This is a genomic window from Streptomyces sp. NPDC033270 (assembly GCF_055576575.1).
This window is the reverse complement of record NZ_JBVIRA010000046.1, coordinates 1-26999: the sequence shown is the minus strand read 5'-3', so window position 1 is coordinate 26999 and position 26999 is coordinate 1. Positions and strand designations below refer to the sequence as shown.

At 71.2% G+C, this 26999-nt stretch carries 25 protein-coding genes and 1 riboswitch; of the genes, 5 read left to right on the top strand and 20 right to left on the bottom strand.

Annotated elements, in window-relative coordinates; genetic code table 11:
- Position 1 precedes the first annotated feature (1 nt).
- The 5 genes from ACZ5XZ_RS37550 to ACZ5XZ_RS37530 all read right to left on the bottom strand — a co-directional run bounded on the left by ACZ5XZ_RS37550 (position 2) and on the right by ACZ5XZ_RS37530 (position 4305).
- Complete coding sequence (locus ACZ5XZ_RS37550; protein WP_468986706.1) at positions 2-943, bottom strand: ROK family glucokinase; 942 nt, start codon at positions 941-943, stop codon at positions 2-4.
- 56 nt (positions 944-999) lie between these two features.
- The gene (locus tag ACZ5XZ_RS37545; protein WP_468986704.1) at positions 1000-1476 is read right to left on the bottom strand and encodes a DUF5304 domain-containing protein; all 477 of its coding nucleotides are present in this window, start codon (positions 1474-1476) and stop codon (positions 1000-1002) included.
- A 190-nt stretch (positions 1477-1666) separates the two neighbouring features.
- A complete protein-coding gene (locus tag ACZ5XZ_RS37540) occupies positions 1667-2869 on the bottom strand; it encodes an ArsA family ATPase (protein ID WP_468986702.1) in 1203 nt (400 codons plus the stop codon).
- 2 nt (positions 2870-2871) lie between these two features.
- A complete protein-coding gene (locus ACZ5XZ_RS37535) occupies positions 2872-3366 on the bottom strand; it encodes an SRPBCC family protein (protein ID WP_468986700.1) in 495 nt (164 codons plus the stop codon).
- A 162-nt stretch (positions 3367-3528) separates the two neighbouring features.
- Complete coding sequence (locus tag ACZ5XZ_RS37530) at positions 3529-4305, bottom strand: metallophosphoesterase family protein (RefSeq protein ID WP_468986698.1); 777 nt, start codon at positions 4303-4305, stop codon at positions 3529-3531.
- A 286-nt stretch (positions 4306-4591) separates the two neighbouring features.
- Between ACZ5XZ_RS37530 and ACZ5XZ_RS37525 the strand changes: the two genes are divergently transcribed.
- Positions 4592-6388 (top strand): AMP-dependent synthetase/ligase, encoded by a 1797-nt coding sequence (locus ACZ5XZ_RS37525; protein ID WP_468986697.1) that lies wholly within the window; start codon positions 4592-4594, stop codon positions 6386-6388.
- A gap of 455 nt (positions 6389-6843) precedes the next feature.
- Here the strand turns inward: ACZ5XZ_RS37525 and ACZ5XZ_RS37520 are convergent, their stop codons facing one another.
- A complete protein-coding gene (locus ACZ5XZ_RS37520) occupies positions 6844-7986 on the bottom strand; it encodes a glycosyltransferase family 4 protein (protein ID WP_468986694.1) in 1143 nt (380 codons plus the stop codon).
- A gap of 179 nt (positions 7987-8165) precedes the next feature.
- Between ACZ5XZ_RS37520 and ACZ5XZ_RS37515 the strand changes: the two genes are divergently transcribed.
- Positions 8166-9416: a glycosyltransferase 87 family protein gene (locus ACZ5XZ_RS37515; RefSeq protein WP_468986728.1), complete on the top strand. Its 1251-nt coding sequence runs from the start codon at positions 8166-8168 to the stop codon at positions 9414-9416.
- Here the strand turns inward: ACZ5XZ_RS37515 and ACZ5XZ_RS37510 are convergent.
- The 5 genes from ACZ5XZ_RS37510 to ACZ5XZ_RS37490 form a co-directional block, all read right to left on the bottom strand.
- Complete coding sequence (locus ACZ5XZ_RS37510) at positions 9373-10752, bottom strand: hypothetical protein (RefSeq protein WP_468986692.1); 1380 nt, start codon at positions 10750-10752, stop codon at positions 9373-9375. The genes ACZ5XZ_RS37515 and ACZ5XZ_RS37510 overlap by 44 nt on opposite strands.
- Positions 10753-10804: 52 nt before the next feature.
- Complete coding sequence (locus ACZ5XZ_RS37505; protein ID WP_468986691.1) at positions 10805-11845, bottom strand: C40 family peptidase; 1041 nt, start codon at positions 11843-11845, stop codon at positions 10805-10807.
- 313 nt (positions 11846-12158) lie between these two features.
- Complete coding sequence (locus tag ACZ5XZ_RS37500) at positions 12159-13184, bottom strand: C40 family peptidase (protein ID WP_468986689.1); 1026 nt, start codon at positions 13182-13184, stop codon at positions 12159-12161.
- Between the two features lie 303 nt (positions 13185-13487).
- Positions 13488-14861, bottom strand: coding sequence for an NYN domain-containing protein (locus tag ACZ5XZ_RS37495; protein ID WP_468986687.1), 1374 nt, complete (start codon positions 14859-14861; stop codon positions 13488-13490).
- An 18-nt stretch (positions 14862-14879) separates the two neighbouring features.
- Complete coding sequence (locus ACZ5XZ_RS37490; RefSeq protein WP_384441105.1) at positions 14880-15119, bottom strand: hypothetical protein; 240 nt, start codon at positions 15117-15119, stop codon at positions 14880-14882.
- A gap of 327 nt (positions 15120-15446) precedes the next feature.
- Here ACZ5XZ_RS37490 and ACZ5XZ_RS37485 point away from each other — a divergent pair, with 327 nt between their 5' ends.
- Both ACZ5XZ_RS37485 and ACZ5XZ_RS37480 read left to right on the top strand, forming a co-directional pair.
- Entirely contained in the window at positions 15447-16127 is a 681-nt protein-coding gene (locus tag ACZ5XZ_RS37485) for a rhomboid family intramembrane serine protease (RefSeq protein ID WP_468986725.1), read from the top strand.
- The gene (locus ACZ5XZ_RS37480) at positions 16124-16405 is read left to right on the top strand and encodes an Lrp/AsnC ligand binding domain-containing protein (RefSeq protein WP_384441103.1); all 282 of its coding nucleotides are present in this window, start codon (positions 16124-16126) and stop codon (positions 16403-16405) included. The genes ACZ5XZ_RS37485 and ACZ5XZ_RS37480 overlap by 4 nt, the downstream gene beginning before the upstream one ends.
- 439 nt (positions 16406-16844) lie before the next feature.
- Here ACZ5XZ_RS37480 and ACZ5XZ_RS37475 read toward each other — a convergent pair whose 3' ends face one another.
- From ACZ5XZ_RS37475 to ctaE, 6 genes are all read right to left on the bottom strand, one after another.
- Entirely contained in the window at positions 16845-18218 is a 1374-nt protein-coding gene (locus ACZ5XZ_RS37475) for an aminotransferase class V-fold PLP-dependent enzyme (protein WP_468986684.1), read from the bottom strand.
- A 180-nt stretch (positions 18219-18398) separates the two neighbouring features.
- Positions 18399-18516: riboswitch (SAM riboswitch) on the bottom strand.
- 91 nt (positions 18517-18607) lie between these two features.
- Positions 18608-19672, bottom strand: a complete 1065-nt coding sequence (gene trpD / locus ACZ5XZ_RS37470) for an anthranilate phosphoribosyltransferase (protein ID WP_468986682.1) — start codon at positions 19670-19672, stop codon at positions 18608-18610.
- Between the two features lie 139 nt (positions 19673-19811).
- Positions 19812-21449: a cytochrome bc1 complex cytochrome b subunit gene (qcrB, locus tag ACZ5XZ_RS37465; RefSeq protein WP_384441096.1), complete on the bottom strand. Its 1638-nt coding sequence runs from the start codon at positions 21447-21449 to the stop codon at positions 19812-19814.
- Positions 21446-22510, bottom strand: coding sequence for a cytochrome bc1 complex Rieske iron-sulfur subunit (gene qcrA / locus ACZ5XZ_RS37460; RefSeq protein WP_468986679.1), 1065 nt, complete (start codon positions 22508-22510; stop codon positions 21446-21448). Before qcrA ends, qcrB begins: the two co-directional genes overlap by 4 nt.
- The gene (gene qcrC / locus ACZ5XZ_RS37455; protein WP_468986676.1) at positions 22507-23316 is read right to left on the bottom strand and encodes a cytochrome bc1 complex diheme cytochrome c subunit; all 810 of its coding nucleotides are present in this window, start codon (positions 23314-23316) and stop codon (positions 22507-22509) included. The genes qcrA and qcrC overlap by 4 nt, the downstream gene beginning before the upstream one ends.
- Before the next feature lie 72 nt (positions 23317-23388).
- Positions 23389-24009, bottom strand: a complete 621-nt coding sequence (gene ctaE, locus ACZ5XZ_RS37450) for an aa3-type cytochrome oxidase subunit III (protein WP_468986674.1) — start codon at positions 24007-24009, stop codon at positions 23389-23391.
- A gap of 275 nt (positions 24010-24284) precedes the next feature.
- Between ctaE and ACZ5XZ_RS37445 the strand changes: the two genes are divergently transcribed.
- A complete protein-coding gene (locus tag ACZ5XZ_RS37445; protein ID WP_468986673.1) occupies positions 24285-24698 on the top strand; it encodes a response regulator transcription factor in 414 nt (137 codons plus the stop codon).
- A gap of 27 nt (positions 24699-24725) precedes the next feature.
- Here the strand turns inward: ACZ5XZ_RS37445 and ACZ5XZ_RS37440 are convergent, their stop codons facing one another.
- The 3 genes from ACZ5XZ_RS37440 to ACZ5XZ_RS37430 all read right to left on the bottom strand — a co-directional run.
- Entirely contained in the window at positions 24726-25994 is a 1269-nt protein-coding gene (locus tag ACZ5XZ_RS37440; RefSeq protein WP_468986670.1) for a L,D-transpeptidase, read from the bottom strand.
- Between the two features lie 155 nt (positions 25995-26149).
- Positions 26150-26548 (bottom strand): cytochrome c oxidase subunit 4, encoded by a 399-nt coding sequence (locus tag ACZ5XZ_RS37435; RefSeq protein WP_384441080.1) that lies wholly within the window; start codon positions 26546-26548, stop codon positions 26150-26152.
- Positions 26545-26999: cbb3-type cytochrome c oxidase subunit I (locus tag ACZ5XZ_RS37430; protein ID WP_468986668.1), on the bottom strand; the 455-nt coding region annotated here is incomplete at its 5' end. The genes ACZ5XZ_RS37430 and ACZ5XZ_RS37435, both read right to left, overlap by 4 nt.

Sequence of the window (26999 nt, the reverse complement as noted above, 5' to 3'; positions counted from 1 at the left end):
CTCAGCCCTGGCGCGCCAGGTCGGCCGCGCCGACCAGTCCGGCCTTGCCGCCGAGCTGCGCGGCGAGCACCTGGGCGTGCGGCCGGTACTGGTTGCCGACCAGCCAGCGGCGGAAGGACTTGCGGATCGGTTCGAGGACCAGCTCGCCCTCGTCGGAGACGCCGCCGCCGACGATGAAGGCGGAGGGGTCGAAGAGCGAGGCGAGGTCGGCCAGGCCGGCGCCGGCCCAGCGGGCCAGCTCGCGGAAGGAGTCGATGGCCACCGGGTCGCCCTGGCGGGCCGCCTCGCTGACGTGCCGGCCCTCGATGCCCTCGGAGGTGCCGTCGCCGAGCGACAGCAGGATCTGGGCGTTCTCGGGGGTGGCGAAGGCGCGCTGGCGGGCGTAGCGCAGCAGGGCGCGGCCGGAGGCGTACTGCTCCCAGCAGCCCTGGCTGCCGCAGCCGCACAGCAGGCCGTCGGGCACGACCCTGATGTGGCCGAACTCGGCGGCGACGCCGAAGCGGCCGCGGCGCAGCTTGTTGCCGATGATGATGCCGCCGCCCAGGCCCGTGCCGAGCGTGATGCAGATGACGTCGCTGTGGCCCTGGCCCGCGCCGAACTTGTACTCGCCCCAGGCCGCGGCGTTGGCGTCGTTCTCGACGACGACGGGCAGGCCGACGCGCTGTTCGACCTTGTCCTTGAGCGGCTCGTGGCGCCAGTCGATGTTCGGTGCGAACAGGACCGTGGCCCGCTTCTCGTCGACGTAGCCGGCGGCGCCGATGCCGACGGCCTCGATGCGGTGGCCGGCGCCCACCTGGCGGACCGCGTCCGCGATCGCCTCGGTCAGCGCGTCGGTGGCCTGCGGGGTCGGCACCGTGCACGTCTCAAGGATCGAGCCCTCTTCGTCGACCACGCCGGCCGCGATCTTCGTGCCGCCGATGTCGACGCCGATGGTGAGTCCCATGTGTCCCTCAGTTTTTCGCTCGAACCCCGCCAGGACCCACCGTACCGGAGCCGGGATCAGTCGAGATCGATTCGCTCGGTGCCGGTGGGGCCGTCGTCGTCGCGCGGGTCGTCGCCGCGGCGGCCCTCGGGCCGGTCGTCGGCGTCGTCGCGGGTCCAGCGGCGCTCGCTGCCCTCGACGGCGGAGCGGTAGGCGGCGAGCAGTTCGGAGCCGGCCGCGGCGAGGTGGTCGAAAATGTCGGGGTTGCGCTCGATGACCGGCTCGACGGCGGCCTTGGCCTGCTTGAAGAGCTGGCTGACGGCGCTCTGTGCGGCGATCCCGCCGAGCGCGCCGGGCAGCTGGATGCCGGCGAGCTTCTCGGTCACCGCGTCGGCGAGCTTGCGCAGTTCCTCGGCGGCGCCGGCCGGCGGCGGGCCGTAGGCGGCCCGGCGACGGGCCTGCTCGGCCGCGAGGTCCTCGGCGCAGGCGGTCTCCCAGGCGTCGGTGTCGGGCTCGGCCTTGCGGTCGGCGGGGCGCTCGGTGGCATCGCTCATGTTGAACTCCGTGGACTGCTGCGGCGAGGCGTACGGCGAAGGGGTGCGGGCGGGCCCGTCGGGACACGGCGCGTCGAGGCGGGCACGCCGAAGCGGCGGCTCACCCTCGACGTTACCCGAACGGCGGTATCCGGGTGGGGCATGTCGCCCGGGTCGGACCGGACGAGGCGCCGGCCCGCCGCCCCGCGCTTCAGTCGTTCTTGGGCCACAGGTCCGGATCGGGGCTGAAGCGGATCTCCAGGACGCCGTCGCGCAGTCCGGCGCCCGAGACTGTGCAGCGGCGCAGCGCGGAGGGGAGCGTACGGATCCGGCGGAAGCGGCCGACCGTCACCACGATCTCGTCGCCGCGGCGGACCAGGCCCAGTCCCCTGCGCTCGGCGCCGGGCAGCGGGACCCGCCAGACCAGGATGCCGTCGGTGGCCAGGCGGTCGTCGACGGTCCACGGGTCGGTGCGCGGCTCCGGCCCGGGGTGGGCGGCGCCGAGTTCGCCGGCCGGCCCGTCGATCAGCTCGTCGAGCTCCTCGACACCCTGGGGGTCGCGGCCCAGGTGCGCCACCTCAAGGACGGGCACGTCCGGGAACTCCTCGCGCAGCGCCTTGAGGGCGGTCTGCTGGCTGCCGGAGAGCGCGGCGAGGAAGGGGTCGGCGGAGCCGGTGGGCAGCAGCCGGTTGACGACCACGCCGTCGGTGCGCCGGCCGTGCAGCGCGAGTCCGGCGCGGATGGTGCGCAGGTTGGCCGCGGCGACCGGGCCGGCCTCGGTGACCAGGCGTACGGACGTGCCGGGGTCGTCGATCGCCCGCTGGACGGCGGCGAGTTCGTTCTCCCAGCGCTCGGCGGCCTCGTACAGCTTCTGGGCCGGCATCGGGACGCCGGCGAGCTGGGCGAGTACCGGGCGCAGCGCGCGGGCCGCCTGGCGCTCGGGGGGCAGCAGCCGGCGCAGGTAGCGGCGTACCTGGTTCGGCAGGGCCAGCAGCCGGATCGTTTCGGCGGCCGAGGGCATGTCGACGACGACGAGGTCCCAGTCGTCCGAGGCGTGTTCGGCGCGCAGTGCGTGCAGCAGCGCGAAGTCCTCGGCGCCGGGGAGTTCGGTGAGTTCGTCCTCGTCGAGGGGGGCGGCACCCAGGAGGTCGAGGGCGACGCCGGCGCGCTCCTGGAAGGCGAGGAACTCCTGGCGGAAGCGGTCCGCGGGGTCGATCCGGCGGGCGTGCAGGCCGGGCGCTATCGGGGTGGGGGCGTCGGCTCCGAGGGGGGTGCCCAGCACCGTTTCCGGCGCGCTGCTCTCCGTGGTGAGCAGCAGTGCCCGCGCGCCCCGCCGGGCGCCGGCCAGGGCGGTCGCGGCGGCGAGCGTGGTGCGGCCGGCGCCGCCGGGGCCGGTGACGAGGACGATGCGCACGCTCAGAGCTTCTTGGCCTCGTCGGCGGCCTCGGCCTGGTCGGCGGGCCCGGCGTCGGGGCCGCTCTCGACGCGCTTCTTCAGCCCGGCCAGCGCGCGGTCGATGATGACCTTCTCGGCCTTGCGCTTGATCATGCCGAGCATCGGGATCTTGACGTCGACGGTGAGCTGGTAGGTCACCTCGGTGCTCTTGCCGTCGTTCAGTGACGCGAGACGGTAGGAGCCGTCGAGGGCGCGCAGCATCTGGGACTTGACCAGGGACCAGCTGACCTCGTCGGCGCCGGTCCAGGTGTAGGCGAGGGTGTGGTCGTCCTTGATCGCTCCGGCGTCCAGCAGGAGGCGCACCTGCGCCGCGCGGCCCTGGTCGTCCTTGGCGAGCACCTCCGCCTTCTGGACCTCGCCGGTCCACTCCGGATAGCGGTCAAAGTCGGCGATCACTCCCATCACCTCGGCGGGTGCCGCCTCGATCGTGATGCTAGAGCTGGTGTGTTCGGCCATCGCCGTGACTCCTCCATGCCGATTCGTGCCGGTCCGCCGACGTTTTCCCCGGGCTCTCAGCTTCGTTCGAGCGGGGGAGACTCCATTTCGCGGTGTCCGCAATATGGCGTCTCTGCTGCTGAAGGCTACCGCGCGGGGGATGGGCGGCGGACGCCGCCGGGCTCACCACTCCAGGACGTAGGGCGTTCCGGTCGCGTTGAAGTGGCCGACATTGACGCATTCGGTGCCCCCGATACGGATCCGGCGGGCGAGCGGCTGGTGTACGTGGCCGAAGAGTGAGTACCGCGGCCGGGTGGCGCGGATGGCGTGCAGCAGGGCCGCGCTGCCGCGCTCGAAGCGGCGGGCGACGGTGTCGTAGCAGAGTTCGGGGACGTCCGGCGGGATGTGGGTGCACAGCACGTCCACCTCGCCGACCGCCTCGATCTTGGCGGCGTACTCCTCGTCGCTGATCTCGTAGGGCGTCCGCATGGGGGTGGTCAGCCCGCCGCCGACGAAGCCGAAGACCCGGCCGCCGATCTCCACTCGCTGCCCGTCCAGGACGGTGGTGCCGGGCCCGGCGTATTCGGGCCACAGGCGCGGCATGTCGACGTTGCCGTAGGTGGCGTACGTGGGGGTCGGGAAGGCCGCGAAGAGTTCGGCGTACTGCCGGCGGACCGCGGTCTCGATGACGGCCTCGCGGCCGCCGCCCGTCCGGTCCAGCTCGCTCCACAGCCGGCGGCCCAGTGCGCGGGCCTCGTCGAAGCGGCGGGCGGTGCGCAGTTCGACGAGCGCGCTGGCGTTGGCGGCGCCGAAGAGGTCGGGGAAGATGCCGCGCGAGTGGTCGGCGTAGTCGAGGAAGAGGACCAGGTCACCGAGGCAGACCAGGGCGTCGGCGCCGGTCCCGGCCGCCGCCAGGTCCCGGCTGTTGCCATGTACGTCACTGACCACATGCACGCGCATGGCGTCACCCTAGATCGCGGGTGCGGGCTCCGGGAGAGCCCCCCGTGCGCTGCGCCCGATTAGTGGTTACTTTCGGGTCACCGACCGGCTGGTCTAGTCTGCGCGGGATAGTCCCCATGGCGTTTCCGCAAGCGTGTGACGCATGAAACATCTGGCCGTTCCCCCCTATCCCAAAAGCAATACCCATGGGTAACGTCCGGGCAGTCCAATCCCCCTTGCTTGATCATGGACCGCCGCCGGTGTGCACACAGCGTCGTGGCGCCGGCGCTTTTGAGGAGCAACAGTCTTGCGCGAGTTCAGCCTTCCGGCCCTGTACGAGGTCCCCGCGGACGGCAACCTGACGGATCTCATCCGCCGAAATGCCGCGCAGCACCCGGACGTTGCCGTCATGGGACGCAAGGTGAACGGGCAGTGGCAGGACGTCACCGCCGTCACCTTCCTCGCCGAGGTCCGCGCCGCCGCCAAGGGCCTGATCGCCTCCGGTGTCCAGCCCGGCGACCGGGTCGGTCTGATGTCGCGCACCCGCTACGAGTGGACGCTGCTGGACTTCGCCATCTGGAGCGCCGGCGCGATCACCGTCCCCGTGTACGAGACGAGCTCCGCCGAGCAGATCCAGTGGATCCTCGGCGACTCCGGCGCGGTGGCCTGCCTGGTGGAGACGCCCGCCCACGAGGCGACCGTCGAGTCGGTCCGCGACCGGCTGCCCGAGCTGGCGAACATCTGGCAGATCGAGCGGGACGCCATCGCCCGGCTGCAGGCCGCCGGTTCCGGCCTGTCCGACGACGAGGTGGACGCGCGCAGCGCCCTCGCCGACGCGGACTCGCCCGCCACCATCGTCTACACCTCCGGCACCACCGGCCGCCCCAAGGGCTGTGTGCTCAGCCACCGCAGCTTCTTCGCCGAGTGCGGCAACGTCGTCGAGCGGTTGCGGCCGCTGTTCAACACCGGCCACTCCTCCGTCCTGCTCTTCCTGCCCATCGCCCATGTCTTCGGGCGCCTGGTGCAGGTCGCCTCCGTGATGGCCCCCATCAAGCTGGGCCACGCCCCCGACATCAAGAACCTCACCGACGACCTGGCCTCCTTCCGGCCGACGCTGATCCTGGGCGTCCCGCGGGTCTTCGAGAAGGTCTACAACTCGGCGCGGGCCAAGGCGCAGGCCGACGGCAAGGGCAAGATCTTCGACAAGGCCGCGGAGACGGCGATCGCCTACAGCCGCGCCCTGGACACCCCCGACGGCCCGGCGCTGGGCCTGAAGCTGAAGTACAAGGTCTTCGACCGGCTGGTCTTCGGCAAGCTGCGGGCCGTCCTCGGCGGCCGCGCCACGCACGCCATCTCCGGCGGCGCACCGCTCGGTGAGCGCCTCGGCCACTTCTACCGCGGCATCGGCTTCACCGCCCTGGAGGGCTACGGCCTGACGGAGTCCTGTGCGGCCACCGCCTTCAACCCCTGGGACCGCCAGAAGATCGGCACCGTCGGGCAGCCCCTGCCCGGCTCGGTCGTGCGCATCGCCGACGACGGCGAGGTCCTGCTGCACGGCGAACACCTCTTCACCGAGTACTGGAACAACCCCTCGGCCACCGAAGAGGCGCTCTCCGACGGCTGGTTCCACACCGGCGACATCGGCACCCTCGACGAGGACGGCTACCTCGCCATCACCGGCCGCAAGAAGGAAATACTGGTCACCGCCGGCGGCAAGAACGTCGCCCCGGCCGTGATCGAGGACCGTATCCGGGCCCACGCCCTGATCGCGGAGTGCATGGTCGTCGGCGACGGCCGGCCCTTCATCGGCGCGCTGGTCACCCTCGACGAGGAGTTCCTCCCCCGCTGGGCCGAGGAGCACGGCCACCCCGCCGACATCACGCCGTCGCAGATCGCCGAGGACCCCGAGCTGCTGGCCGCCGTCCAGCGCGCCGTCGACGACGGCAACGCGGCCGTCTCCAAGGCCGAGTCGGTGCGCAAGTTCCGCATCCTGCCGACCCAGTTCACCGAGGAGTCCGGCCATGTCACCCCGTCGCTGAAGCTGAAGCGGAATGTGGTGGCGAAGGACTTCGCGGAGGAGATCGAGGCGATTTACCGGGGGTAGGGCCTTTCGCTGCGCTTTGCCCGCCTCCCACGTTTTCGGCTGCGGCGCCGTGCTGGTTTCGCGCCGTTGCGCCTGCGGCGGGCGGTTGTTTGTCGGCTGCGGTGACAGCCCTACGGACTCCGTCCTACGGTCTGTCCCCTCCCGTGAGTGGGTGGGAAAACAGGCCGGTGGGGCACACCTGATCCGCCGACTACCGGCACACGAACGCCGACGTCCACCCCCACCGGTCTCCTCCCCCCCACCCACGGGAGGGGGCGGACCGCAGGACGGAGTCCGGAGGGGCGCACCCGCTGCCGTAAACGCCCCGCGCAGCGGCAACCAGCCCGCCGCAGGCGCCACGGCGAGAAAGCCAGACAAGTCAGCCGCAGCAAAGCGCAGCGGAGAGGCCGCAGGCGCAACGGCGAACAACCACCACGGCGGGAAAGCCAAAAACGTGGTAAGCCAGCCAAGCGCAGCTACAGCAACTCTCTGAGCTGCTCCGCCAGAAGGTCCCAGCGCCACCTCTCGGCCACCCAGGCGCGGCCCCGTTCGCCCATCGTGCGGCGCAGTTCGGGGTCCTTCAGGAGGGTGATGATGCGGTCGGCGGCGGGGGTGGGGGCGCCGCCGGGGACGACCCAGCCGGTCTCGCCGTCGAGGACGGCGTCGGGGGCGCCGCCGGAGTCCCCCGCGACCACCGGGAGCCCCGTGGCGGACGCCTCCAGGTAGACGATGCCCAGGCCCTCGACGTCGAGGCCGCCGCGGCGGGTCCGGCACGGCATCGCGAAGACGTCGCCGGCGCCGAAGTGGGCCGGCAGCTCCTCCCAGGGGACCGCTCCGGTGAAGCGCACCGCGTCCGCCACGCCCTTCTCCTGGGCCAGGGCGCGCAGTTCCTTCTCGTACGGGCCGCCGCCGACGATCAGCAGCACCGCGTCGGGCACCGCGGCGACGATGGCGGGCATCGCCTCGATCAGGGTGTCCTGGCCCTTGCGCGGGACGAGGCGCGAGACGCACACCACGACCGGGCGGCCGGTGAGGCCGAGCCGGGCCCGTACGGCGTCGCCGCCGGAGCCGGGGTGGAAGGTCTTCTCGTCGACGCCGGGCGGGAGTTGGACCATGCGCGCGGCGGCCTGCGGGGTGAGCGCGGCGGCGATCCGCGAGCGGGTGTACTCGCCGAGGTAGGTGAGGGTGTCGGTGCCCTCACCGATCCGGCGCAGCAGTTGGCGGGCGGCGGGCAGCTGCGCCCAGCCCGCCTCGTGGCCGTGGGTGGTCGCCACGATGCGGCGGGCGCCGGCCGAGCGGAGCGCCGGCGCCATCAGGCCGAGGGGGGCGGCGGCGCCGAACCAGACGGAGGAGCAGCCGTGTTCGCGCAGGAGCGAGGTCGCGCGCCGGGTCACCCGGGGCGTGGGCAGCAGCATCGTCGTACGGTCCCTGATCACCGGGAACGGCTGCTCGGCGTCGAAGGCGGCGGTGGCCGCGAGACCCTCCTTGCTGCGCTTCCAGGTGGAGGCGTAGACGACGACCTGGGAGGGGTCCAGGCGCAGCGCCATGCTGTGCAGGAAGGCCTGGATGCCGCCGGGCCGGGGCGGGAAGTCGTTCGTGACGATCAGGGTCTTGTGCACGATGGTCTCTCGACGGTCGGTTCCGAGCGGTCGCTCTCGGCGGTTCGGGCCCGACAGTACCGGGCACCGCGCCGCCGGGGGCGGGCCGCCCCGCCACGCCGGTGCCCGCCGTGCCACCACGGCCGCTCGCGCCGGGCATGATGCGGGGAGCAGCGGGAAGGGGCGGCGAAGAGGTGGCGATGACCGGCGGTGGCGGAGTGCGTGGAGGGTGGCTTCCGGTCGTTTGCTGGGCCGTGACGCGGGCCGTGGTGCTGCTGTGTGTGCTGAGGGTGGTGGTGCTGCCGGGGCCGGACGTCACCACCGATGTCTCGGTGATCTACCAGGGCTGGTACGAGGTCCTGAAGACCGGTACGTACCCGCTGGACGATGTGACCTGGCAGTACCCGCCGGCGGCCGCCCTCGCCGTGCTCGCCCCCGGTCTGCTGCCGTTCCTCGACTACGCCCCGGCGTTCTTCGCCCTGGTGCTCGTCGCCGACGCGGCGGGACTCGCGCTGTTCCTGCGTGCGGGCCGGCGGGCCGGCAACCGGCCGGCCGGGGCCTGGGTGTGGATCGTGGGTGTGGCGCTGCTGGGCCCGACGGCGTACGCCCGCTACGACCTGATGGTCACCGTGGTGGCCGTCGCGGCGCTCTTCGCGGCGGTGCGCCGGCCGCGGGTGGCGGGCGCGCTGATCGCGTTCGGCACCCTGCTGAAGGCCTGGCCGGCGCTGCTGCTGGCCGGGGTGGCGCTGCGCGGCCGCCGGGCGGGCGCCCTGTGGCGGAGCGCGGGCGCCACCGCGGCCGGGCTGACCCTGTGCTGTGTGGCCGCCGCGCCGGGCGCGCTGGCCTTCCTCACGTTCCAGCGCGACCGCGGCACGGAGATCGAGTCGCTCGGCGGGCTGGTCTTCCATGTCGCGCGCCATTACGGGTGGGACGGGCAGGTGCTGCTCAACTACGGCTCGGTGGAGTTCCTGGGGCCCGGTGTGGAGCTGGTCAGCTCCCTGGCGCTGGCGCTGAGCGGGGCCGCTGTGGGCTGGCTGGTGCTGTGGCGGTTGCGGGCCGGGCCGCCGACCCGCGCGACGCTGTGCGACGCGGCCTTCACCGCCACCCTGCTGCTGACGACCACGAGCCGGGTGATCAGCCCGCAGTACATGCTCTGGCTGGTGGGGCTGGCAGCGGTGTGCACGACCGTACGGGCGAGCCGGCAGGTGCTGCCGGCGGTGCTGGTGGTGCTCGCCACCGGGGTCACCCTGCTGGAGTTCCCCCTCGGGTTCGCGCACGTCGTGGCGAGCGATCCGCGGGGCGTCGCCCTGCTGGCCCTGCGCAACGGGCTGCTGGTCGCCGCGTCGCTGCTCGCCTGCCGGCGGCTGTGGGCCGCCACCCGCGGCCCCGTGGACGGTACGGAGCCGCTCAGCGCAGCTGCTTACGCACATACGCCCGCCACTGTGCGGTGAACTCCGCGAGGCCGACGCCCAGCTGGGCCCGCATGGCGCGGTCGGTGCGGTCGGCGCGGGTCAGCGGGCGGTAGCCGGAACCGGCGGCCGGCGACGCCGGGCGGGCGCCGCTCGGTGCCACCGTGGCCGCTTCCATCGGCGCGCCCCCGGTCACCGCCGTACGCAGCCCGCTGCGGCCCGCCGCCCGGTAGAAGGCGAGCAGCTTCGCCTCGCCCCACCTCTCGGCGATCATGCGGCAGGCCAGCCAGCTGCCCTCGTACGCCTTCGCCAGCCGGTCGGCGCCGGCGCTGAAGCCGAAGTCCGCGTCGGTGGGCAGCTTGGCGGGGAGCTTGCCGCTGTGGACCGCGCGGGTGAGCTCGGGGGCGGTGGTGGCGGCCTTGCGGTGCGTGCCGCGGTAGGCGACCCAGTCGGCGAAGCCCTCGGAGAGCCACAGGGGGGTGGCCGCGGTGGTGACCGTACGGGTGGCGACATGGGTGGTCTCGTGGGTGAGGACCACCTTGCGGCCCAGGTCGTTGAGCTCCTCGTAGGCGTCGGGGTTGATGATCACGCGATCCGCCGGGGCGGCCGTGGTGACGCCCGCCTCACCGGTGGTGACCGCCGCGATCCCCCGGTAGCCGGAGGGGTCGTCGCTGCCCATCAGCTGCGCCATCTCCTCGACCGAGTCCGGCGCCTCCACCACGACCTTCCGCGCCCACTTGCCCTTCCAGGCCGCGGAGACCGCGGGCACCGCCTGGTCCGCGCGGCGCGCCAGGTCCTTGAGGCGGTCGAGGTGGGCGGCAGCGCCGAGGACCAGGCTGTGCCGGCCGTGGACCACCCGTACCGGACCCTGGTCCCACAGCTGGCGGGTGCCGCTCTTGCCGGCCGCCGCGCCGTCGGTGTCCGAGGAGATCAGCCAGCGCCCGTCGCGCTCGGTCAGGGTGAGGTACTGCACGGCGTTGACCGGCGCGGTGTCGTAGCCCTTGAGGCGGTAGCGCAGCCGGACCTTCGCGGCCAGCCGTTCGCCGCCGCCGGGGCCGGTGAGGGGGAAGGCGTCGGTGGAGTCGAGGTCGTAGCGCCAGCCGGTCAGCGGTATGCCCGACAGGTGGGCGAACACGGCGCGCTGGCGGGCGCGGTAGCCGGGGGCACGGGGGTCGACGGCGGCCAGGAAGCCCGCCTCGTCCCGCTTCTGGACGGCCCGCGCCCGGTCGTCGAGCATCCGCTGGACGTCCGGGAAACGGGCCGAGGAGGAGGTCCTGGGCGCGCAGCCGGCCAGGGGTGCGAGCAGCGCGAGGCCGGTCGCGACGGCACAGCCCGCCGCCCCGGCCCGCGACGGCCGTCTCGCCCGCTGGTGTGACATGCGGCCGATCGTAATTCCGGCCCGCCCGGGGCAAAAACGCTGGGGCGCCCGCTCAGGGCCTGGTGACGGACGAGATCGGCATCATCCCGACCGGGTCGTAGCGCACCCGCGCGCCGGGATGGGGCGCGTGCACGACCTGGCCGTTTCCGACGTACATGCCGACATGACTGGCATCCGAGCGGTAGATGACCAGGTCGCCGGGCTGCACCTGGCCGAGCGGAACCTGCCGGCCGGCGCCGCGCTGGCCCTGTGAGGTACGGGGCAGCCAGACGCCGGCCCAGCTGTAGGCCCATTGGGTGAGTCCGGAGCAGTCGAAGGCGCCGGGGCCGTTGCTTCCCCAGGCGTACGGGGAGCCCACGGCGGCGCGCACCGCGTCGACGGCGGCGGCGGCCCGCCCGGAGGCCGCTACGGCGCCGCCGAGGTCGGGGATCATCTCGCCCCGCCCGTCGCTCCTGGAGATCCGGTCGTAGGCCTGTCTGGTCTCCATGGGGAGCGCGTTCAGCAGCCGCTGGGCGATGGCCAGCTTGCGCTGGACGTTCTTCTTGTGGCGGGCGACCTGCCGGCGGCTGGACTCCAGCTCGGCCAGCTTCCCCGCGGTGTCCCGGCGCTGGATTTCCAGGGTGTGCTGCGCCGCCCGCAGTTCACGCAGCTGGGTGGCCTGGACGGCGCCGAGCCGGTGGAGTGCGGAGGCCTTCTCCAGGTAGCTGTCGGGCCGTTCGGAGAGCATCAGTTTCAGGGCGGGGTCGAGACCGCCGGCCCGGTACTGGGCGGCGGCCAGCGCCCCGATCAGGCCGCGCATGCGGTTGACCCGCTGCTGGGCGCGGGCGGTGCGGTCCTGGAGGGTGGTCGCCTCGTCGCGCAGCTTCCTGGTGCGGGCGTCGGCGCCGTTGAACTTCTCGGTGGCCCGCTCCGCCTGCTCGTAGAGGCTCCGGACCCGCGCCAGCGCCGCGTCGCGGCCGGCGGGGTCCGTGGGGGAGGCGGACGCCGGCGGTGCCGACAGTCCGGCGGCCGCGGTCGCCAGCGCGGCGGACAGCAGGGTGACCCCGGCGAGGGTGCCCTGGCCGTGCTGTGCGGGACGGCGGTGGGACGCCACGAGAGCCACACTCCTTCCGATGGGGGTCCCGCCTGCTCGTACGGCTCTCCCCTGCTTGAGCGGAGCCGAGAGCCTGGGGGGCCGGCCGAGAGCGTGGGGGAATCCCCTGCCGCCCGGGAGGGCGCGCGGTGACCGGATGTTGCGAGGGCAGACAGTAACCGCGCCGGTGCACACCGGCCAAAAACCCCATTCGGTGCGCAAAAAGCCGCCCCGCCGGTGACTGTGCAGGTCACCGGCGGGGCGGGAGGCCAGCGGCGAAGGCCGCAATTCGCCCGTTCGGGCGGCAGGTTGAGGCGGTGGGAAGGAAGTCCTGTCAGACCCGCACGCCGAACATGAACGGCATGTTGTTGATCGACTCGTAGCGCACGGAGGCACCCGGCTTCGGGGCGTGCAGCACCGTGCCGTTGCCCGCGTAGAGGCCGATGTGGTGCAGGTCGTCGTAGAAGAGCACCAGGTCGCCGGGCTTGAGGGCGTCCTGCGAGCCGATCCGGGTACCGGCGTTGGCCTGCGCCTGCGAGGTGCGCGGCAGCGACTGGCCGGCCTGCTGGTACGCCCAGGAGGTCAGGCCCGAGCAGTCGAAGGACGACGGGCCCGTGGCACCCCAGACATAGGGCGAACCTATCTTGGACTGCGCGGCGGCCAGGGCGGCCGCGCCGCGCTGCGAGGCGGGCACGTCGTCGCCGAGGTCGGCGCGCTCGTTGCTGCGGTCGGCGCGGGCCTGCTCGGCCTCCATGGCCGCCCGCTCCTTGGCCGTCAGGGTGTTGAGCAGCTGCTGCGCCTTGCCGAGCTTGCCCTTGATCTCGTCCTTCTTCTCGCCGAGCGCCTTACGGGTCTCGGAGAGGTCCTGGATCTTGCTCGCGGCCTCCGCGCGCTCCTGGGCGAGCCGGCGCTGCTTGTCCGCGATGGTCTTGAGCTGCTCGGCCTGCTTGCCGCTCAACTGGTCGAGGGTGGCGGCCTTTTCGAGGTAGGTGTCCGGGTCGCCGGAGAGGAACAGCTGCACCGAGGGGTCGATGGAGCCACTGCGGTACTGGCCGGAGGCGACCGCGCCGAGGCCCTTGCGGAGCTGGTTGAGGTCACCCTGCCCGCGCGCGACCTTGTCCTGGAGGTCGTCGACCTCCTTCTGGAGCTTGTCCTGCTGCTCCTTGACCCCGTTGTACTTCTCGGTGGCCTGCTCGGCCTGCTCGTAGAGCTTGTCGACCTCGGACTTGACGTCCTTCTTCGACGGCGAGGGGGCGGCCTGGGCGGCCTGGGACGAAAGGGCCACGGCCGCCGCGGCGGTGGCGGTGAGCACGGTCACGCGGGTACGGCTCGGCTGCTTGGGTCGACGGTGGGACGCCACGGGGGCGAGCTCCTTCTTCCTCCAGCCGCCTACCGGGAAGTGGGGGGCAAAGACCCCGGCTCCGCGTGAACGCCGCGGACTCGGCGGTACCTTCACTGTTCATCCCGGTTGGATGATCACCTGTATGAAGGTTCGCGCCCGACCTTAGTAACCGAGCTGTGATCGCTTCAAATCCTCATAGGAAAAATCTGCGCCACAAACCCCATCCTTTACCAACATCACACAGGCAGTGAGCGCCAATTGACACTGAGAGACGGATGTCGAGCGATTTCTTCCGCGGTCCGGAAGTCCGAATCTCGCCCGTCAGGTACGGGCAAGCCGCTTGAGCAACAGGGCCGATGCGACCGGCCGCGCCCCGGCCTTGGCCACACCGTCGGCCACTTCCCGGTCCGTGGAGACCACGACGACCGGGCGGCCGGGTGGTTCGGCACGTACGAGTTGACGAATCAACTCATCGGCCGTTACGCCCGGTTTGCTGAACAGGACCCGCACGCCGCGCGGCGGCGCGAGCAGCACCGGCGCCGCCAGTTCCGCACCGTCGAAGACGCAGGTCATCTCGGCGCCGGTCTGCGCCGCCAGCACCGCGAGCCCGCCCAGGAGGCGCAGCCGCTGCTTGTCGAGCGGCATGGTCGGATAGCCGGTTTTGGTGACGTTGTAGCCATCCACCACCAAATGTGCCTGGGGCAGCGCCAGTAGCTGGTCGAGCAGCGCCGGGTCCGTCTCCGACAGCGCACGCGTCGCGATGTCCTTGGGCGTCATCCGGCCCGGCGCGACCGCCTCGACGGTGTCGGCCGGATGGACGTTGGCGGGCGGCAGCGCCAGCTCGCGGCGCAGCCCCTGGGCGGCGTCCAAAACGGTGTCCAGCAGCAGCCGCAGCCGCATGTCCTCGACGCTGCGCCCCTCGCGGACGGCTCGCCGGCTGGTCTCCAGCGACGCCTCCGCCTCGGCGATCCGGGCCTTCAGCCGGCGCACCTCGCTGTCCGCGGCGTTCTTCTCCGTGGCCGCCCGGTCCCGTACGTCGGCCAGCTCGGCCTCGGCCTTGCGCACCGCGGCCTCACCGCGCTTGACGTCGCTCAGCGCGCTGCGCAGCTTGCGGCGCAGCGTCTCGTTCTCCTTGCGGGCGGCCTCCAGGTCCACCCGGATCCGCTCGGTGTCCGTCCGCGCCTCGTCGCGCGCCTGCGCCAGCTCCGCGCGCAGCCTGGCCAGCTCCCGTTCGGCCTCCTCGCCGGCCCGCTCGGCGCGCGCCCGCTGCGCCTCCTCACCGGCCGCCGCGACGAGCTTGACCCAGCCGTCGGGCCGCAGCACATAGGCGGCCGCGGCGACATCGAGCGGATCGGCGGCGGCGGGCGGGGTGCCGTGCTCCAACGCCTCGGCGAGCTCCGGCTGGGCCTCGCGCAGCTTGCCGGCGATCCGCTGGCGGAAGACCGCGTCGCCCTCCAGCGCCGCGGCCATCGCGTTCCCGGCGAACTTGGCCCGGCGGGTCGGGGTGAACCGGGCGTACTGCCGCAGCGGGCCCGGGAGTTCGGCGACGGTCAGCGCGCCGAAGGACTCCGCGGTGAGCGCCACGACCCGGCGCCGTACGCCCTCGGGCAGCGGACGGTCGAGCACCTCGTCCGCCGCACCCGCTGGTGCGTCGGCACGCTCGGCCCCCGGCTCCCCTTCTGGACGGTCCACCACGGCTGCATCGCTCCGATCTCAGGCGCTCGCGCCCGGACGGTCCACCAGTTCGATCTGGTCGACCGCGTTGCACCAGCGGCAGCGCACGGACTCGATGCTCTCACTGAGGACCTCGCGCTCCTCCACCTTCGGCTCCCCGGCCAGGTCCAGGTGGACGTACTCCACGACCTTGGCCTGACGGGTCACATCGAAACGGGTGAGGTTGCCGCACAGCGTGCAGCGCCACCGGGTTTCGGCCGTCGGCAGGGGAACAGACATCGTGTCGTCCTCTTTCATGCTCGTCGATCTCATGCTGCTGCGCCGTTCACGCGGTGCGCCGTCGGACTGCGGAAGTACGCAAGGTACTGCCTGCAACCCTACGGCCTGATGGGGGGCCGGTGCGGGCCCCGCCCAGGAGCCGGGACGCGGCGAGGCACTCTGTCCCGATTGCCCGCATTACGCCATGATCACTTCATGACGGCGCCGGCTCCCCCTCCCCGTTCACCCCGTACTCCGCGCTCCGCGCGCGCCGATTCGCCCCGCCCATCCGGCCTCCTGCCCCGCCCGCCGCACCCCACCCGGTCCCTGACCGCGGTGTTCTCGCGGCTGACGAATGTGCTGATCGGCCTGTGCTGCGTGGTCTTCGTGGCCGGCCCCGTCTGCACCCTGAACCGGATGTACGGCACCGGCGACGCCCTGCTGAAGGCACAGACCGCGTACTTCGAGCGGTGGGGTGTGATCCCGCTGGAGCTCTGGAGCGGTTCGCTGCGGGCGCTGATCACTCCGCTCACCGCGCTGTTCGTGCACGGCAGCTGGCTGCATCTGCTCGGCAACATACTGTTTCTGTACGTCTTCGGCGGGATGGCCGAGGCGCGGATGGGCCGGCTGCCGTTCGCCGCCTTCTACCTCATCATCGGCTACCTGGCGCTGCTCGGCTACGCGGCCGCGCACGCCTCCTCCGGCCAGACGCTGGTGGGCGCCTCGGGCTCGATCGCCGGCGTCCTGGGCGCCTTCCTCTACCTCTTCCCCAAGGCCCGCGTCACCAGCGTCTTCCCGTTCCTCTTCTTCCTCCCGCTGCGCTTCCCCGCCTGGATCGTGCTGCTGTTCTGGTTCTTCCTCCAGTGGCAGGCCGCCCAGGACGACCCCCACGGGCCCGGCGTCGCCTACCTCGCACACGTCGTCGGCTTCACGCTCGGCTTTCTGTACGCCTGGGCCCGCTACCGGAGGGATAGTGTGGGGGCCACCAGGGCGAATGACCCGGCGACCGAGGGAGAGAGCCAGCCGTGATCACGTCGATCGTGCTCATCAAGACCAGCGTGGACCAGATCCCCGAGATCGCCCAGAAGATCGCCGCACTGGACGGCGTCAGCGAGGTCTACTCCGTCACCGGCGCCCACGACCTCATCGCCATGGTCCGGGTCGCCGCCCACGACGACCTGGCGGACGTCATCCCCGGCCGGATCAGCAAGGTCCCCGGCGTCGCCTCCACCGAGACGCACATCGCCTTCCGCACGTACTCCCAGCACGACCTGGAGGCGGCTTTCGCAATCGGGCTGGACGCCTAGCCCGATTTTTTCCCCACGCTTTCGGCTTTCCCGCCGTGTTGGTTTGTCGCCGTTGCGCCTGCGGCCCCTTCGCTGCGCTTTGCTGCGGCCGACTTGTCTGGCTTTCTCGCCGTGGCGCCTGCGGCGGGCTGGTTGCCGCTGCGCGGGGCGTTTTCGGCAGCGGGTGCGCCCCTCCGGACTCCGTCCTGCGGTCCGCCCCCTCCCGTGAGTGGGAGGAGAGGAGACCGGTGGGGGTGTACGTACAACGTCGTGCGCGCGCAGTCGACGGATAGGGCCCGCCCCCACCGGGCCTGTCTTCCACCCACCCACGGGAGGGGACAGACCGTAGGACGGAGTCCGTAGGGCTGTCACCGCAGCCGACAAACAACCGCCCGCCGCAGGCGCAACGGCGCGAAACCAGCACGGCGCCGCAGCCGAAAACGTGGGATGACTCCCCGCGTCAAAGAGACGCGGGTACGCAACGGCCGTCCTCCGTGCGGTAGTTCCACCGTGCGCCGTCCGCGACGAGTTCCTTCACCGCGCCGACGAAGCGGTCGACGTGCTCGTCGGGGGTGCCGGCGCCGAAGCTGACGCGGATGGCGTTCAGGGCGCGCTCGCCGGGGGCCGCCTCGGGGGCGCCGCACTCGCCGGGATCCTGCGGTTCGCTGCCCAGCAGGGTCCGTACGAGCGGGTGCGCGCAGAACAGGCCGTCGCGTACGCCGATGCCGTACTCGGCCGACAGCGCGGCGGCGAAGTGCGAGCTGTTCCAGCCGTCGACGACGAACGAGAGCACGCCCACCCTGGGTGCGTCGTCGCCGAAGAGGGAGAGCACCTTGACCTCGGGCACCTCGGCCAGGCCCTCCCGTACCCGGGCGATCAGCGCCTGCTCGCGGGCGACCAGGGTGTCGAAGCCGGCTTCGGTGAGCGCCTGGCAGGCGGAGGCGATCGCGTAGGCGCCGATGACGTTCGGCGAGCCGGCCTCGTGCCGGGCGGCGGTGGTGTGCCACTCGACGTCCACGCCGCCGTCGGTGCGCCGGGAGACCCTGCGGCTGGCGCCGCCGCCGGCCAGGTACGGCTCGCCGTCCCGCAGCCAGTCCGCGCGGCCGGCCAGCACCCCGGCGCCGAACGGCGCGTACAGCTTGTGGCCGGAGAAGGCGACCCAGTCGACGTCCAGTTCGGCGATGTCGAGGGGGTGGTGCGGGGCGAGCTGGGCGGCGTCCAGCACGATCCGCGCGCCGTGGGCGTGGGCCGCGGCCGCCAGCTCCCGCACCGGCCACAGCTCACCGGTCACATTGGACGCACCGGTCACGCACACCAGCGCCGGCCCGTAGGGCTCGCGCTCGGCGAGCGCCTTCTCCAGGGTGTCCACCGCCTGCTGCGGGGTGCGCGGCGCGTTGAGGTACGTCACCGTGACGTCCGCGCGCTGCTCCCAGGGCAGCAGCGAGGCGTGGTGCTCGGTCTCGAAGACGAACACCCGGGTGTCGGGCGGGAGTACGGAGGCGAGGAGGTTCAGCGAGTCGGTGGTGGCGCGGGTGAAGACCACCTGGTCGTCGGCTCGGCAGCCGAGGAACTCGGCGATGGTCCGGCGGCTGTTCTCGAAGAGGTCGGTGGAGAGCTGGGAGAGGTATCCGGCGCCGCGGTGCACGCTGCCGTAGTACGGGGCGTAGGCGGCCACGTCGTCCCAGACCCGCTGGAGCGCCGGTGCGCTGGCGGCGTAGTCGAGCGCGGCGTAGTCGACCTCGCCACCGGTCACGAGCGGGACCAGGACATCGCGCCCCAGAACCGGCAGCGGGGCACAAACGGAACTGTCGGCGGCAACGGCGGAAACAGACATGGCGAACTCCCGTGAGAGACAAGCGAATTCGCTGCGGGCGGGCGCGTCAGGGTGCGGCACAGCGCACTGCGGGGCGCCGCAGCGTGAAGGGAAAAGGGCTGCGGAAAAGGGGCCGTCGGGCCCTATCGCATTCGCTGGTTCACGGAAGTTCTCCCTCGAGGACCAGGATCCCTGGCGAGGGATCCGCGCTTGCCGCAGACCTCGCTGCCTGCGGCCTGGTCATCACCCGGGGCACCCCGCCACGGACGGAGGGTTGCCGGACAGCGGGCCGGGGCCTGTGTCGCTGTCACTCGTGACCTGCGCAGCATCTTGCCACACGATCAACAACGCGCAAGCCCCGGTCCGTATGACGGACTGGGGCCTGCGTCACACTCTGCGTCACCTGCCGCTCATGCGTTGCTTGCAGCCACCCACCGCTCCAGCGCCCGCCGGGCGGCGCCGGAGTCGATCGAGGCGGCGGCCTTCTCGATGCCCGCGCGGATCTGCTCCGCCAGGGGGGCGTCGCCCGGCTCCAGCGCGACCAGCGCGGCCGCGGAGTTCAGCAGGACCGCGTCGCGTACCGGTCCGGTCTCGCCGTCCAGCAGCCGGCGGGCCACCTCCGCGTTGTAGGAGGCGTCCGCGCCGCGCAGGGCCTCGACGGGGACCAGGTCGATGCCGACGTCCCGCGGGTCGAAGCGCTCCTCGCGCACCGTGCCGTCCCGCACGACCCACACTCGGGAGGTCGCGGTCGTGGTCAGCTCGTCCAGGCCGTCGTCGCCGCGGAAGACCAGCGCCGAGGAGCCGCGCTCGGCGAGCACACCGGCCAGGATCGGCGCCATCCGGGCGTCGGCGACGCCGGTCGCCTGGGCGCGGACCCTCGCGGGGTTGGTCAGCGGGCCCAGCACGTTGAAGGTCGTGCGGATGCCGAGCTGCCCCCGGGCGTTGGCGACGTGCCGCAGCGCGGGGTGGAACTTCACCGCGAAGCAGAAGGTGATGCCCGCTTCCTGCGCGACCTCGGTGACCCGCTGCGGGGTGAGGTCGAGATTGACGCCGAGCTTCTCCAGCACGTCGGAGGCTCCGCTGGCCGAGGACGCCGCGCGGTTGCCGTGCTTGACGACCTTCGCGCCGGTGCCGGCCACCACGATCGAGGACATCGTGGAGATGTTGACGGTCTTGGCGCCGTCGCCGCCGGTGCCGACGATGTCGACGCTGGGGCCGGGGACCTCGATCAGTCGGGCGTGCGCGTACATGGTGCGCACGAGTCCGGAGATCTCGGCGACGGTCTCGCCCTTGGCCCGCAGCGCCACCGCGAAGCCGGCGATCTGGGCGTCGCCGGCCTCGCCCCGCATGATCTTGTCCATCGCCCAGGCGGTGTCGTCGGCGCTGAGGTCACGGCCGTCGAGGAGGGCGTTGAGGATGCCCGGCCAGGTGTGGGCCGCCACGCTGTCGCCGCCTGCCGGGGTCACAACGTTCATGGTCCACGCTCCTGGTGTGTTTCCTGCTTATGACGTCACCTTATCGACCCGCGAGCACGCCGGAGGGCCCCGTCCGATCGCCGGACGGGGCCCTCTGGGTGGCGTACTGCCTACGGTGCGCTACGAGGCGCCGAGGGGATCAGTGGTGGCCGTGGCCGCTGGTGATCTCCTGGTACTCCTCGACCGTGGGCTTGGCGATGACGCTGTCCTCGCCGTAGTAGGACTTCGAGAGCTTGGCGCGCAGCTTCTGCGAGCGCTTGATCTTGCGCTTGACGCCGTTCTCGTCGACCTCCGGGCCCAGTTCGAGCGGCTTGGGCTGCTCGTGCTGCGTCAGGAGGTGCAGCTGCTCCTGGTCGAGCGGCTCGTGGACCTCGATGAACTCACCGTGCGGCAGGCGCTTGATGATGCCGGACTCGCGGCCGTGCAGCACCTTGTCCCTGTCGCGCCGCTGCAGACCCAGGCAGATCCGCTTGGTGGCGATGAAGGCCAGCACCGGTCCGACGAAGAACGCGATCCGGACGAACCAGGTGATGGTGTTGATCGACAGGTGGAAGTGGGTCGCCCACAGGTCGTTGCCACCACCGATCAGCATCACGAAGTACGCGACCAGCCAGGCCACACCGAAGCCGGTGCGGGTCGGGACGTTGCGCGGGCGGTCCAGGATGTGGTGCTCGCGCTTGTCGCCGCGTACCCAGGACTCGACGAACGGGTAGACCGCGATGGCGACCAGGACCAGCGGGAAGATCAGGATCGGGATCAGCACGCCGAAGTTGACGGTGTGGCCCCAGAAGTCCCACTCCCAGCCCGGCATGACGCGGACCAGACCCTCGGCGAAGCCCATGTACCAGTCGGGCTGGGCGCCCGTGGAGACCTGGTCGGGCCGGTACGGTCCGATGGCCCACACGGGGTTGATGCTGGCGACCGCGGCGATCACCGAGATCACACCGAAGACCAGGAAGAAGAAGCCTCCGGCCTTGGCCATGTAGACCGGCAGCAGCGGCATGCCGACGACGTTGTTGTTGGTCTTGCCGGCACCCGGGAACTGCGTGTGCTTGTGGTAGAAGACCAGGATCAGGTGCGCCACCAGCAGGCCGAGCATGATGCCCGGCAGCAGCAGCACGTGCACCGTGAAGAACCTCGGGATGATGTCGTGCCCGGGGAACTCGCCGCCGAAGATGAACATCTGCAGGTACGAACCGACCAGCGGCATCGCCAGGATGACGCCCTCGATGAACCGCACGCCGGTACCGGAGAGCAGGTCGTCGGGGAGCGAGTAGCCGGTGAAGCCGGTGAACATGCCCAGCACGAACAGCAGGAAGCCGAACAGCCAGTTGACCTCGCGCGGCTTGCGGAAGGCGCCGGTGAAGAACACCCGCATCATGTGGACCATCATCGCGGCCAGGAAGACCAGCGCGGCCCAGTGGTGGATCTGGCGGATGAGCAGACCACCGCGGACGTCGAAGCTGATGTCCAGCGTCGACTCGAAGGCCTGGGTCATTCGGATTCCCTGCATGGGCACATAGGAACCGTGGTAGGTGACCTCGGCCATGCTCGGGTGGAAGAACAGCGTCAGATAGACACCGGTCAGGATGATGATGATGAAGCTGTAGAGCGCGACCTCGCCCAGCATGAAGGACCAGTGGTCCGGGAAGATCTTGCGCATGTTGGCCTTGGCGAGGCTGTAGATGCCCAGCCGGCCGTCCGCCCAGTCGGCGATCCGCTCGCCCCGCGGCGCCTGGCCGCGGCGCGGGTTGGTCGCGCCTTGTTCGTTACTCATCCGCGCTCCCAGAAGCTCGGGCCGACGGGCTCCGCGAAGCCGCTCGCGGCCTCCAGGAAGCCGTCCTTCTCCGTGATGTGCAGCTGCGGCAGGGCGTGTCCGGCGGGACCGAAGATCACCCGACCACCGTCAGCGAGGTCGAAGGTCGACTGGTGGCAGGGGCAGAGCACGTGGTGCGTCTGCTGCTCGTACAGGCTGATCGGGCAACCCACGTGGGTGCAGATCTTCGAGTACGCCACGATGCCCTCGTGGGACCAGGCGAGCTCCTGCTTGTCCTTGATGTTCTGCGGCTGGATCCGCACGAGCATCAGGGCGTCCTTGGCGATCTTGTTGTTGAAGTCGTGGTCGTCCTCCTCCAGGCCCTCGGGCTTGGCGAAGGTCAGCGACCCGACCGCGATGTCCTCAGGACGCAGCGGGAGGTTGGTGGACTGGTTGACCAGGCGGACGCCCTTCTTCCAGCCCGTGGTGCGCAGCTTGGTCCCGGGCAGCGGACCGAGGTCGCGCAGCAGGACGACGCCGGAGAGCGGCACCAGGGCCAGCGCGCCGAACATCGTGTTGCGGATCAGCTTGCGGCGGCCGAAGCCCGACTCCTCGGCACCGGCCTGGAAGTCGGCCATGACCTTGGCCTTGACCTCGGGCGTGGCCTCGATCGGGTGGCGGTCGTCGGCGACCTCCACGTCCGACATCAGCGTGCGGGCCCAGTGGACCGCGCCGGCGCCGATGCAGAACAGTGCCGCACCGAGCGTCAGACCGAGCGCGAAGTTCAGTGCGCTGATGTGGCCGATCGGCCAGATGTAGACGATCTTGTCGATCGGGACGGCCACGTACGCGGCGATGAAGCCGACCGTGGCGATCATGGACACCAGGAAGAGCAGGGCGACGGTGCGCTCGGAGCGCCTGGCGGCCCGCTCGTCGATGTCCTGGGCACGGTGCTCGTGGGGCGGCAGCCCCGGGTCGGCGAACGGGTTGTCCGCCTTCGTCACCGCGCCTTCGTGAGCCGTCTCCCGCTCACTGGGAAGAATTTCTTCTGGCACGTCTGCGTGTCGTCCAGTCTCGCTCATGACTTCTTGGCCTTCGTAGTCCGGGCTGCGACCCAGATGGCGACCACTACCAGCGCGCCCAGGCCGAAGATGTAGCCGAAGAGACCCTCGCTGACCGGGCCGAGACCGCCGAGGTCCAGGCCGCCGGGGCTCTCGGATTCATCGCCGTTGACGGCGTCGAGGTAGGCGATGATGTCCTTCTTGTTCTGCTTGCTCAGCGAGCCGTCACCGAAGGAGGGCATGTTCTGCGGGCCGGTTTCCATGGCCTCGTAGATGTGCTTCGGGTCCACGCCTTCGAGCGTCGGTGCGTACTTGCCGTTGGTGAGGGCGCCGCCCTTGCCGGTGAAGTTGTGGCACTGCGCGCAGTTGGTGCGGAACAGCTCGCCGCCCTTGCCGATGTCGGCACCATCGGGGCTGTACTGCGACTTCTCCGGGACGGCGGGACCGGCACCCAGCGACGCGACGTAGGCCGCCAGGGCCTCACGCTGGGCGTCGTTGTAGATGGCCTTCTTCCGCGGCACCTGGGCGCCGGGCTGCTGGGCCGGCATACGGCCGGTGCCGACCTGGAAGTCGACGGCTGCGGCGCCGACGCCGACCAGGCTCGGGCCGTCGGAGGTGCCCTGACCGCCGGTGCCGTGGCAGCTTGCACAGCCCACGGCGTAGAGCTTCTTGCCCTCCTTGATGGCAAGGGACTGGGCGGTGTCATCGGCCTGAGCCTTGTCCGCCGGCGCGAACGCGGCGTACAGCCCCCCGGTGACCGCCAGCGCGAGGAGTAGGACGACGAGCGCCGCCAGCGGATGGCGCCGTCGTGCGGAGAGCTTTTTCACGGATTACCCCGGTGTCAGGATCTTCTGCGTCGATGCTGTGGATATGTCTGTCTGATGCGGAGCCGGCAGGGGCTACTTGATCAGGTAGATCGTGGCGAAGAGGCCGATCCAGACGACATCGACGAAGTGCCAGTAGTAGGACACAACGATGGCCGCGGTGGCCTGCGTGTGGGTGAACCTCTTGGCCGCGTACGTCCTGCCCAGGACCAGCAGGAAGGCGATCAGGCCGCCCGTCACGTGCAGTCCGTGGAAGCCGGTGGTCAGGTAGAACACCGAGCCGTACGGGCCGGACGAGAGCGAGAGGCCCTCTTCCTTGACGAGGTCGGTGTACTCGAAGACCTGACCGCCGATGAAGATCGCACCCATCACGAAGGTGACCACGAACCAGGCCCGGAGCTTCTTGACGTCGCCGCGCTCGGCCGCGAAAACGCCGAGCTGGCAGGTCAGGGAGCTGAGCACCAGGATCGTGGTGTTGGTCGCGGAGAACGGAAGATTCAACGCATCGGCGGATTCCTTCCAATACTCGGCGCCGGTCACCGATCGGAGGGTGAAGTACATCGCGAAGAGGGCCGCGAAGAACATCAGCTCGGAACTCAGCCAGATGATGGTTCCGACGCTGGTGAGGTTCGGCCGATTGACCGACGGGTGCGCGTGCCCGGTTTCTACTGTCGTTGCTGTCGCCACGACCGACATTATGTCGGTCGCTTATCCCGCCCTCACTCCGGGGGGTGCCGTTCGGTGTGTCAAGGACGTATGCCCTGCTCGTACGGCCCAATTCCGCGGTCGCCCGAAGGGGGGAAGCGCCGGCGGGCCGGGCCGTCGGCGGGGCCGCCGGAAGGCGGTCCTGACGGCCCGTCGGGCAGATCTTGGATGTGTTCAACCCCTCCTGCGGGCGCCCGTTGCGGGAGTAGCATCCGGCGCAACAGTGCCACCCGATGCTGTGCCGCTACCAAGAGCGTGGAGGAACGATGCAGGCGACTGCCACGGTGCTGGTCTACAGCGACAACGCCATCACCCGCGAGCAGGTCCGGCTGGCGGCCGGACGGCGCCCCGCCGCCGATGCCCCGCAGATCGAGATCCTGGAGTGCGCCACCGCCCCGGCCGTCCTGGAGGCCCTGGAGCAGGGCGGCATCGACGTCTGCGTGCTGGACGGCGAGACCGCGCCCGCGGGCGGGATGGGCGTCTGCCGGCAGATCAAGGACGAGATCTTCCAGTGCCCGCCGGTGCTGCTGCTGATCGGCCGCCCGCAGGACGCCTGGCTGGCCACCTGGAGCCGGGCGGACGCCGCGGTGACCCATCCGATCGATCCGGTGGCCTTCGCCGACGCCCTGGCCGGGCTGCTGCGGCGCAAGCACCTCATGCAGGCCTCAGCGGCCGGCTGACGGCCTCTCAGGGCCGCAGAACGGCCGCTAGATCTTCGGGCGCAGCCGGGCGTCGTCGCTGGGGTTCTGCTGGCGCTCGGCGGCTCCTGTGGTGGTGCCCTTGCCCTTCAGGGCGCTGCCGGCGCGCCATTCGTTCCACGGCAGGTTCCAGTCGCCGTAGCCGTTGTCGAACGGCGTCATGGTCTCGCCGCCGCTGTTGACGACCTTGACGATGTCGCCGACCCGCACGGTGTTGAAGAACCACTGGGCGTTGCTGGTGGACATGCCCGTGCAGCCGTGGCTGACGTTGGCCGCGCCCTGCGATCCGACGGACCAGGGTGCGGCGTGGACGTACTCGCCGCTCCAGGTCACCCGGGTGGCCCAGTAGACCGGCAGGTCGTAGGCCTCCGAGCTCCCGGCGGCGATGCCGACGGTCGAGCTGCGCATCCGTACGAAGCTCTCCTTGCCCAGCACGACCTTGACGCCGTTGCGGGTGGAGAATCCGGGCTTGCCGGTGGTGACGGGGATGGTGTTGATCGTCGCGCCGTTGCGCTTCACCGTCATCTGGTGCGCCGCCGCGTCGGTGACGGCCTCCAAGCGGTCGCCGGTGGTGAGTCTGACGGGCTTGGAGGCGCCTCCGTAGAACCCCTTGGCGATCTTCAGGCCGGCCAGGTTGCTGTGCACCGAGACGGTGGCGTGGGCGGGCCAGTACACCTTCGGGCGAAAGTGCAGCTTCTTGTCGTCCACCCAGTGCCAGGCGCCCTCGACACGCGGCATCGAGTCGACCTTCAGGGCGCTCTCGACGACGGCGCGCGCCTTGGGGTCCTTGACGGGCTTGCTCAGCTCGGCGGTGATCGGCTGGCCGACGCCGTACTCGCCGCTCTCCGGGCCGAAGACCGCGGTCAACTGGCCCTTGGCGTCCTTGGTGTTGACCACGAGCGTCTTGCGGCCCGGTGAGCCGTCCTCCTCGGTGCTGACCCGCACCGTGTAGCGGGTTCCGGCGGCCAGTGGCGCGGTGGTGCGCCAGTGCCTGCCGTCGGCGCTCAGTTCGCCGTGCACGAAGCGGCCGGTGGAATCGGTGGCGGTCACGTCCGTGATCCGCGCCGCGTCGTCCGTGACGGAGACCTCAAGCGGCTTGTCGGGGTCCGCTTGCCGCTTTCCGTCCGGGGTGTTGGCGGTGATCTGGTCGCCCGCGTCGTAGGGATCGGCGGAGAGCGCTTCCGACGCCGAGCCCCCGCACGCGGCAGAGCTCACCGCGAGGGGCACGAGCAGGAGGCCGCAGCTCAGCACCGTCCGGGTTCGAGGTCTGTGACTCATGACCCAAAAATATGAAGAATCACCTGTCTCAGCGCGCTGGAGGACTGCAAACGGGTGTGTCCCTGCCGCCCAAACGGGGCGGGCCCGGACACCTGTTGAGGTGTCCGGGCCCGCTCTGCGGCGTGTCAGCGGTGCTGTCGCCGCCTGATGTGCTCCTACTGCGTGCGGTTCTCACCGTGGTAGTACTCGAAGACCCAGCCGAAGAGGCCGACGAGGATCACCGGCAGGGAGAAGTACAGCAGCCACCAGCCGAAGACGACGCCCAGGAAGGCGAGGGCGCCACCGACGGCCAGGGACAGCGGCTGCCAGCTGTGCGGGCTGAAGAAGCCCAGCTCACCGGCGTCGTCCGAGACCTCGGCGTTCTCGTTGTCCTGGGCACCCGCGTCGACCCGCCGGGCCGTGAAGGCCAGGTAGTAGCCGACCATGATGCACAGGCCGAAGGCGAGGAACAGCGCGGTGGTGCCCGCCGGCTCCTTCGACCACAGGCCATAGACGATCGCCATGGCCAGGACGAAGACGGAGAGCCAGATGAACATCTTGCCCTGGATCTTCACTTGCCCGCCTCCTTGCCGCCGGCGAGGGACTTGTCGTCCTCAGTGCCGTGACCGTTGTGCAGCGCGTCGAGGGCCGCGATCTCCGGGTGGTGCAGGTCGAACGCCGGGGATTCGGAGCGAATGCGCGGCAGGGTGAGGAAGTTGTGCCGCGGCGGCGGGCAGGACGTCGCCCACTCCAGCGAACGGCCGTAGCCCCACGGGTCGTCGACCTCGACCTTCTTGCCGTACTTCGCCGTCTTCCAGACGTTGTACATGAACGGCAGGATCGACAGGCCCAGCACGAACGAGCTGATCGTCGAGATGGTGTTCAGCGCCGTGAAGCCGTCGGCCGCGAGGTAGTCCGCGTAACGACGCGGCATGCCCTCGGCGCCGAGCCAGTGCTGGACGAGGAACGTGCCGTGGAAGCCGATGAACAGCGTCCAGAACGTGATCTTGCCGAGCCGCTCGTCCA

Bases quoted from the DNA above. Each gene is read 5' to 3' on its own strand.
- ACZ5XZ_RS37550 (WP_468986706.1), bottom strand. From the start codon at position 943: ATGGGACTCACCATCGGCGTCGACATCGGCGGCACGAAGATCGCGGCC.
- ACZ5XZ_RS37545 (WP_468986704.1), bottom strand. From the start codon at position 1,476: ATGAGCGATGCCACCGAGCGCCCCGCCGACCGCAAGGCCGAGCCCGAC.
- ACZ5XZ_RS37535 (WP_468986700.1), bottom strand. From the start codon at position 3,366: ATGGCCGAACACACCAGCTCTAGCATCACGATCGAGGCGGCACCCGCC.
- ACZ5XZ_RS37530 (WP_468986698.1), bottom strand. From the start codon at position 4,305: ATGCGCGTGCATGTGGTCAGTGACGTACATGGCAACAGCCGGGACCTG.
- ACZ5XZ_RS37515 (WP_468986728.1), top strand. From the start codon at position 8,166: ATGACCGGCGGTGGCGGAGTGCGTGGAGGGTGGCTTCCGGTCGTTTGC.
- ACZ5XZ_RS37510 (WP_468986692.1), bottom strand. From the start codon at position 10,752: ATGTCACACCAGCGGGCGAGACGGCCGTCGCGGGCCGGGGCGGCGGGC.
- ACZ5XZ_RS37490 (WP_384441105.1), bottom strand. From the start codon at position 15,119: ATGTCTGTTCCCCTGCCGACGGCCGAAACCCGGTGGCGCTGCACGCTG.
- ACZ5XZ_RS37475 (WP_468986684.1), bottom strand. From the start codon at position 18,218: ATGTCTGTTTCCGCCGTTGCCGCCGACAGTTCCGTTTGTGCCCCGCTG.
- trpD (WP_468986682.1), bottom strand. From the start codon at position 19,672: ATGAACGTTGTGACCCCGGCAGGCGGCGACAGCGTGGCGGCCCACACC.
- qcrB (WP_384441096.1), bottom strand. From the start codon at position 21,449: ATGAGTAACGAACAAGGCGCGACCAACCCGCGCCGCGGCCAGGCGCCG.
- qcrA (WP_468986679.1), bottom strand. From the start codon at position 22,510: ATGAGCGAGACTGGACGACACGCAGACGTGCCAGAAGAAATTCTTCCC.
- ctaE (WP_468986674.1), bottom strand. From the start codon at position 24,009: ATGTCGGTCGTGGCGACAGCAACGACAGTAGAAACCGGGCACGCGCAC.
- ACZ5XZ_RS37445 (WP_468986673.1), top strand. From the start codon at position 24,285: ATGCAGGCGACTGCCACGGTGCTGGTCTACAGCGACAACGCCATCACC.
- ACZ5XZ_RS37440 (WP_468986670.1), bottom strand. From the start codon at position 25,994: ATGAGTCACAGACCTCGAACCCGGACGGTGCTGAGCTGCGGCCTCCTG.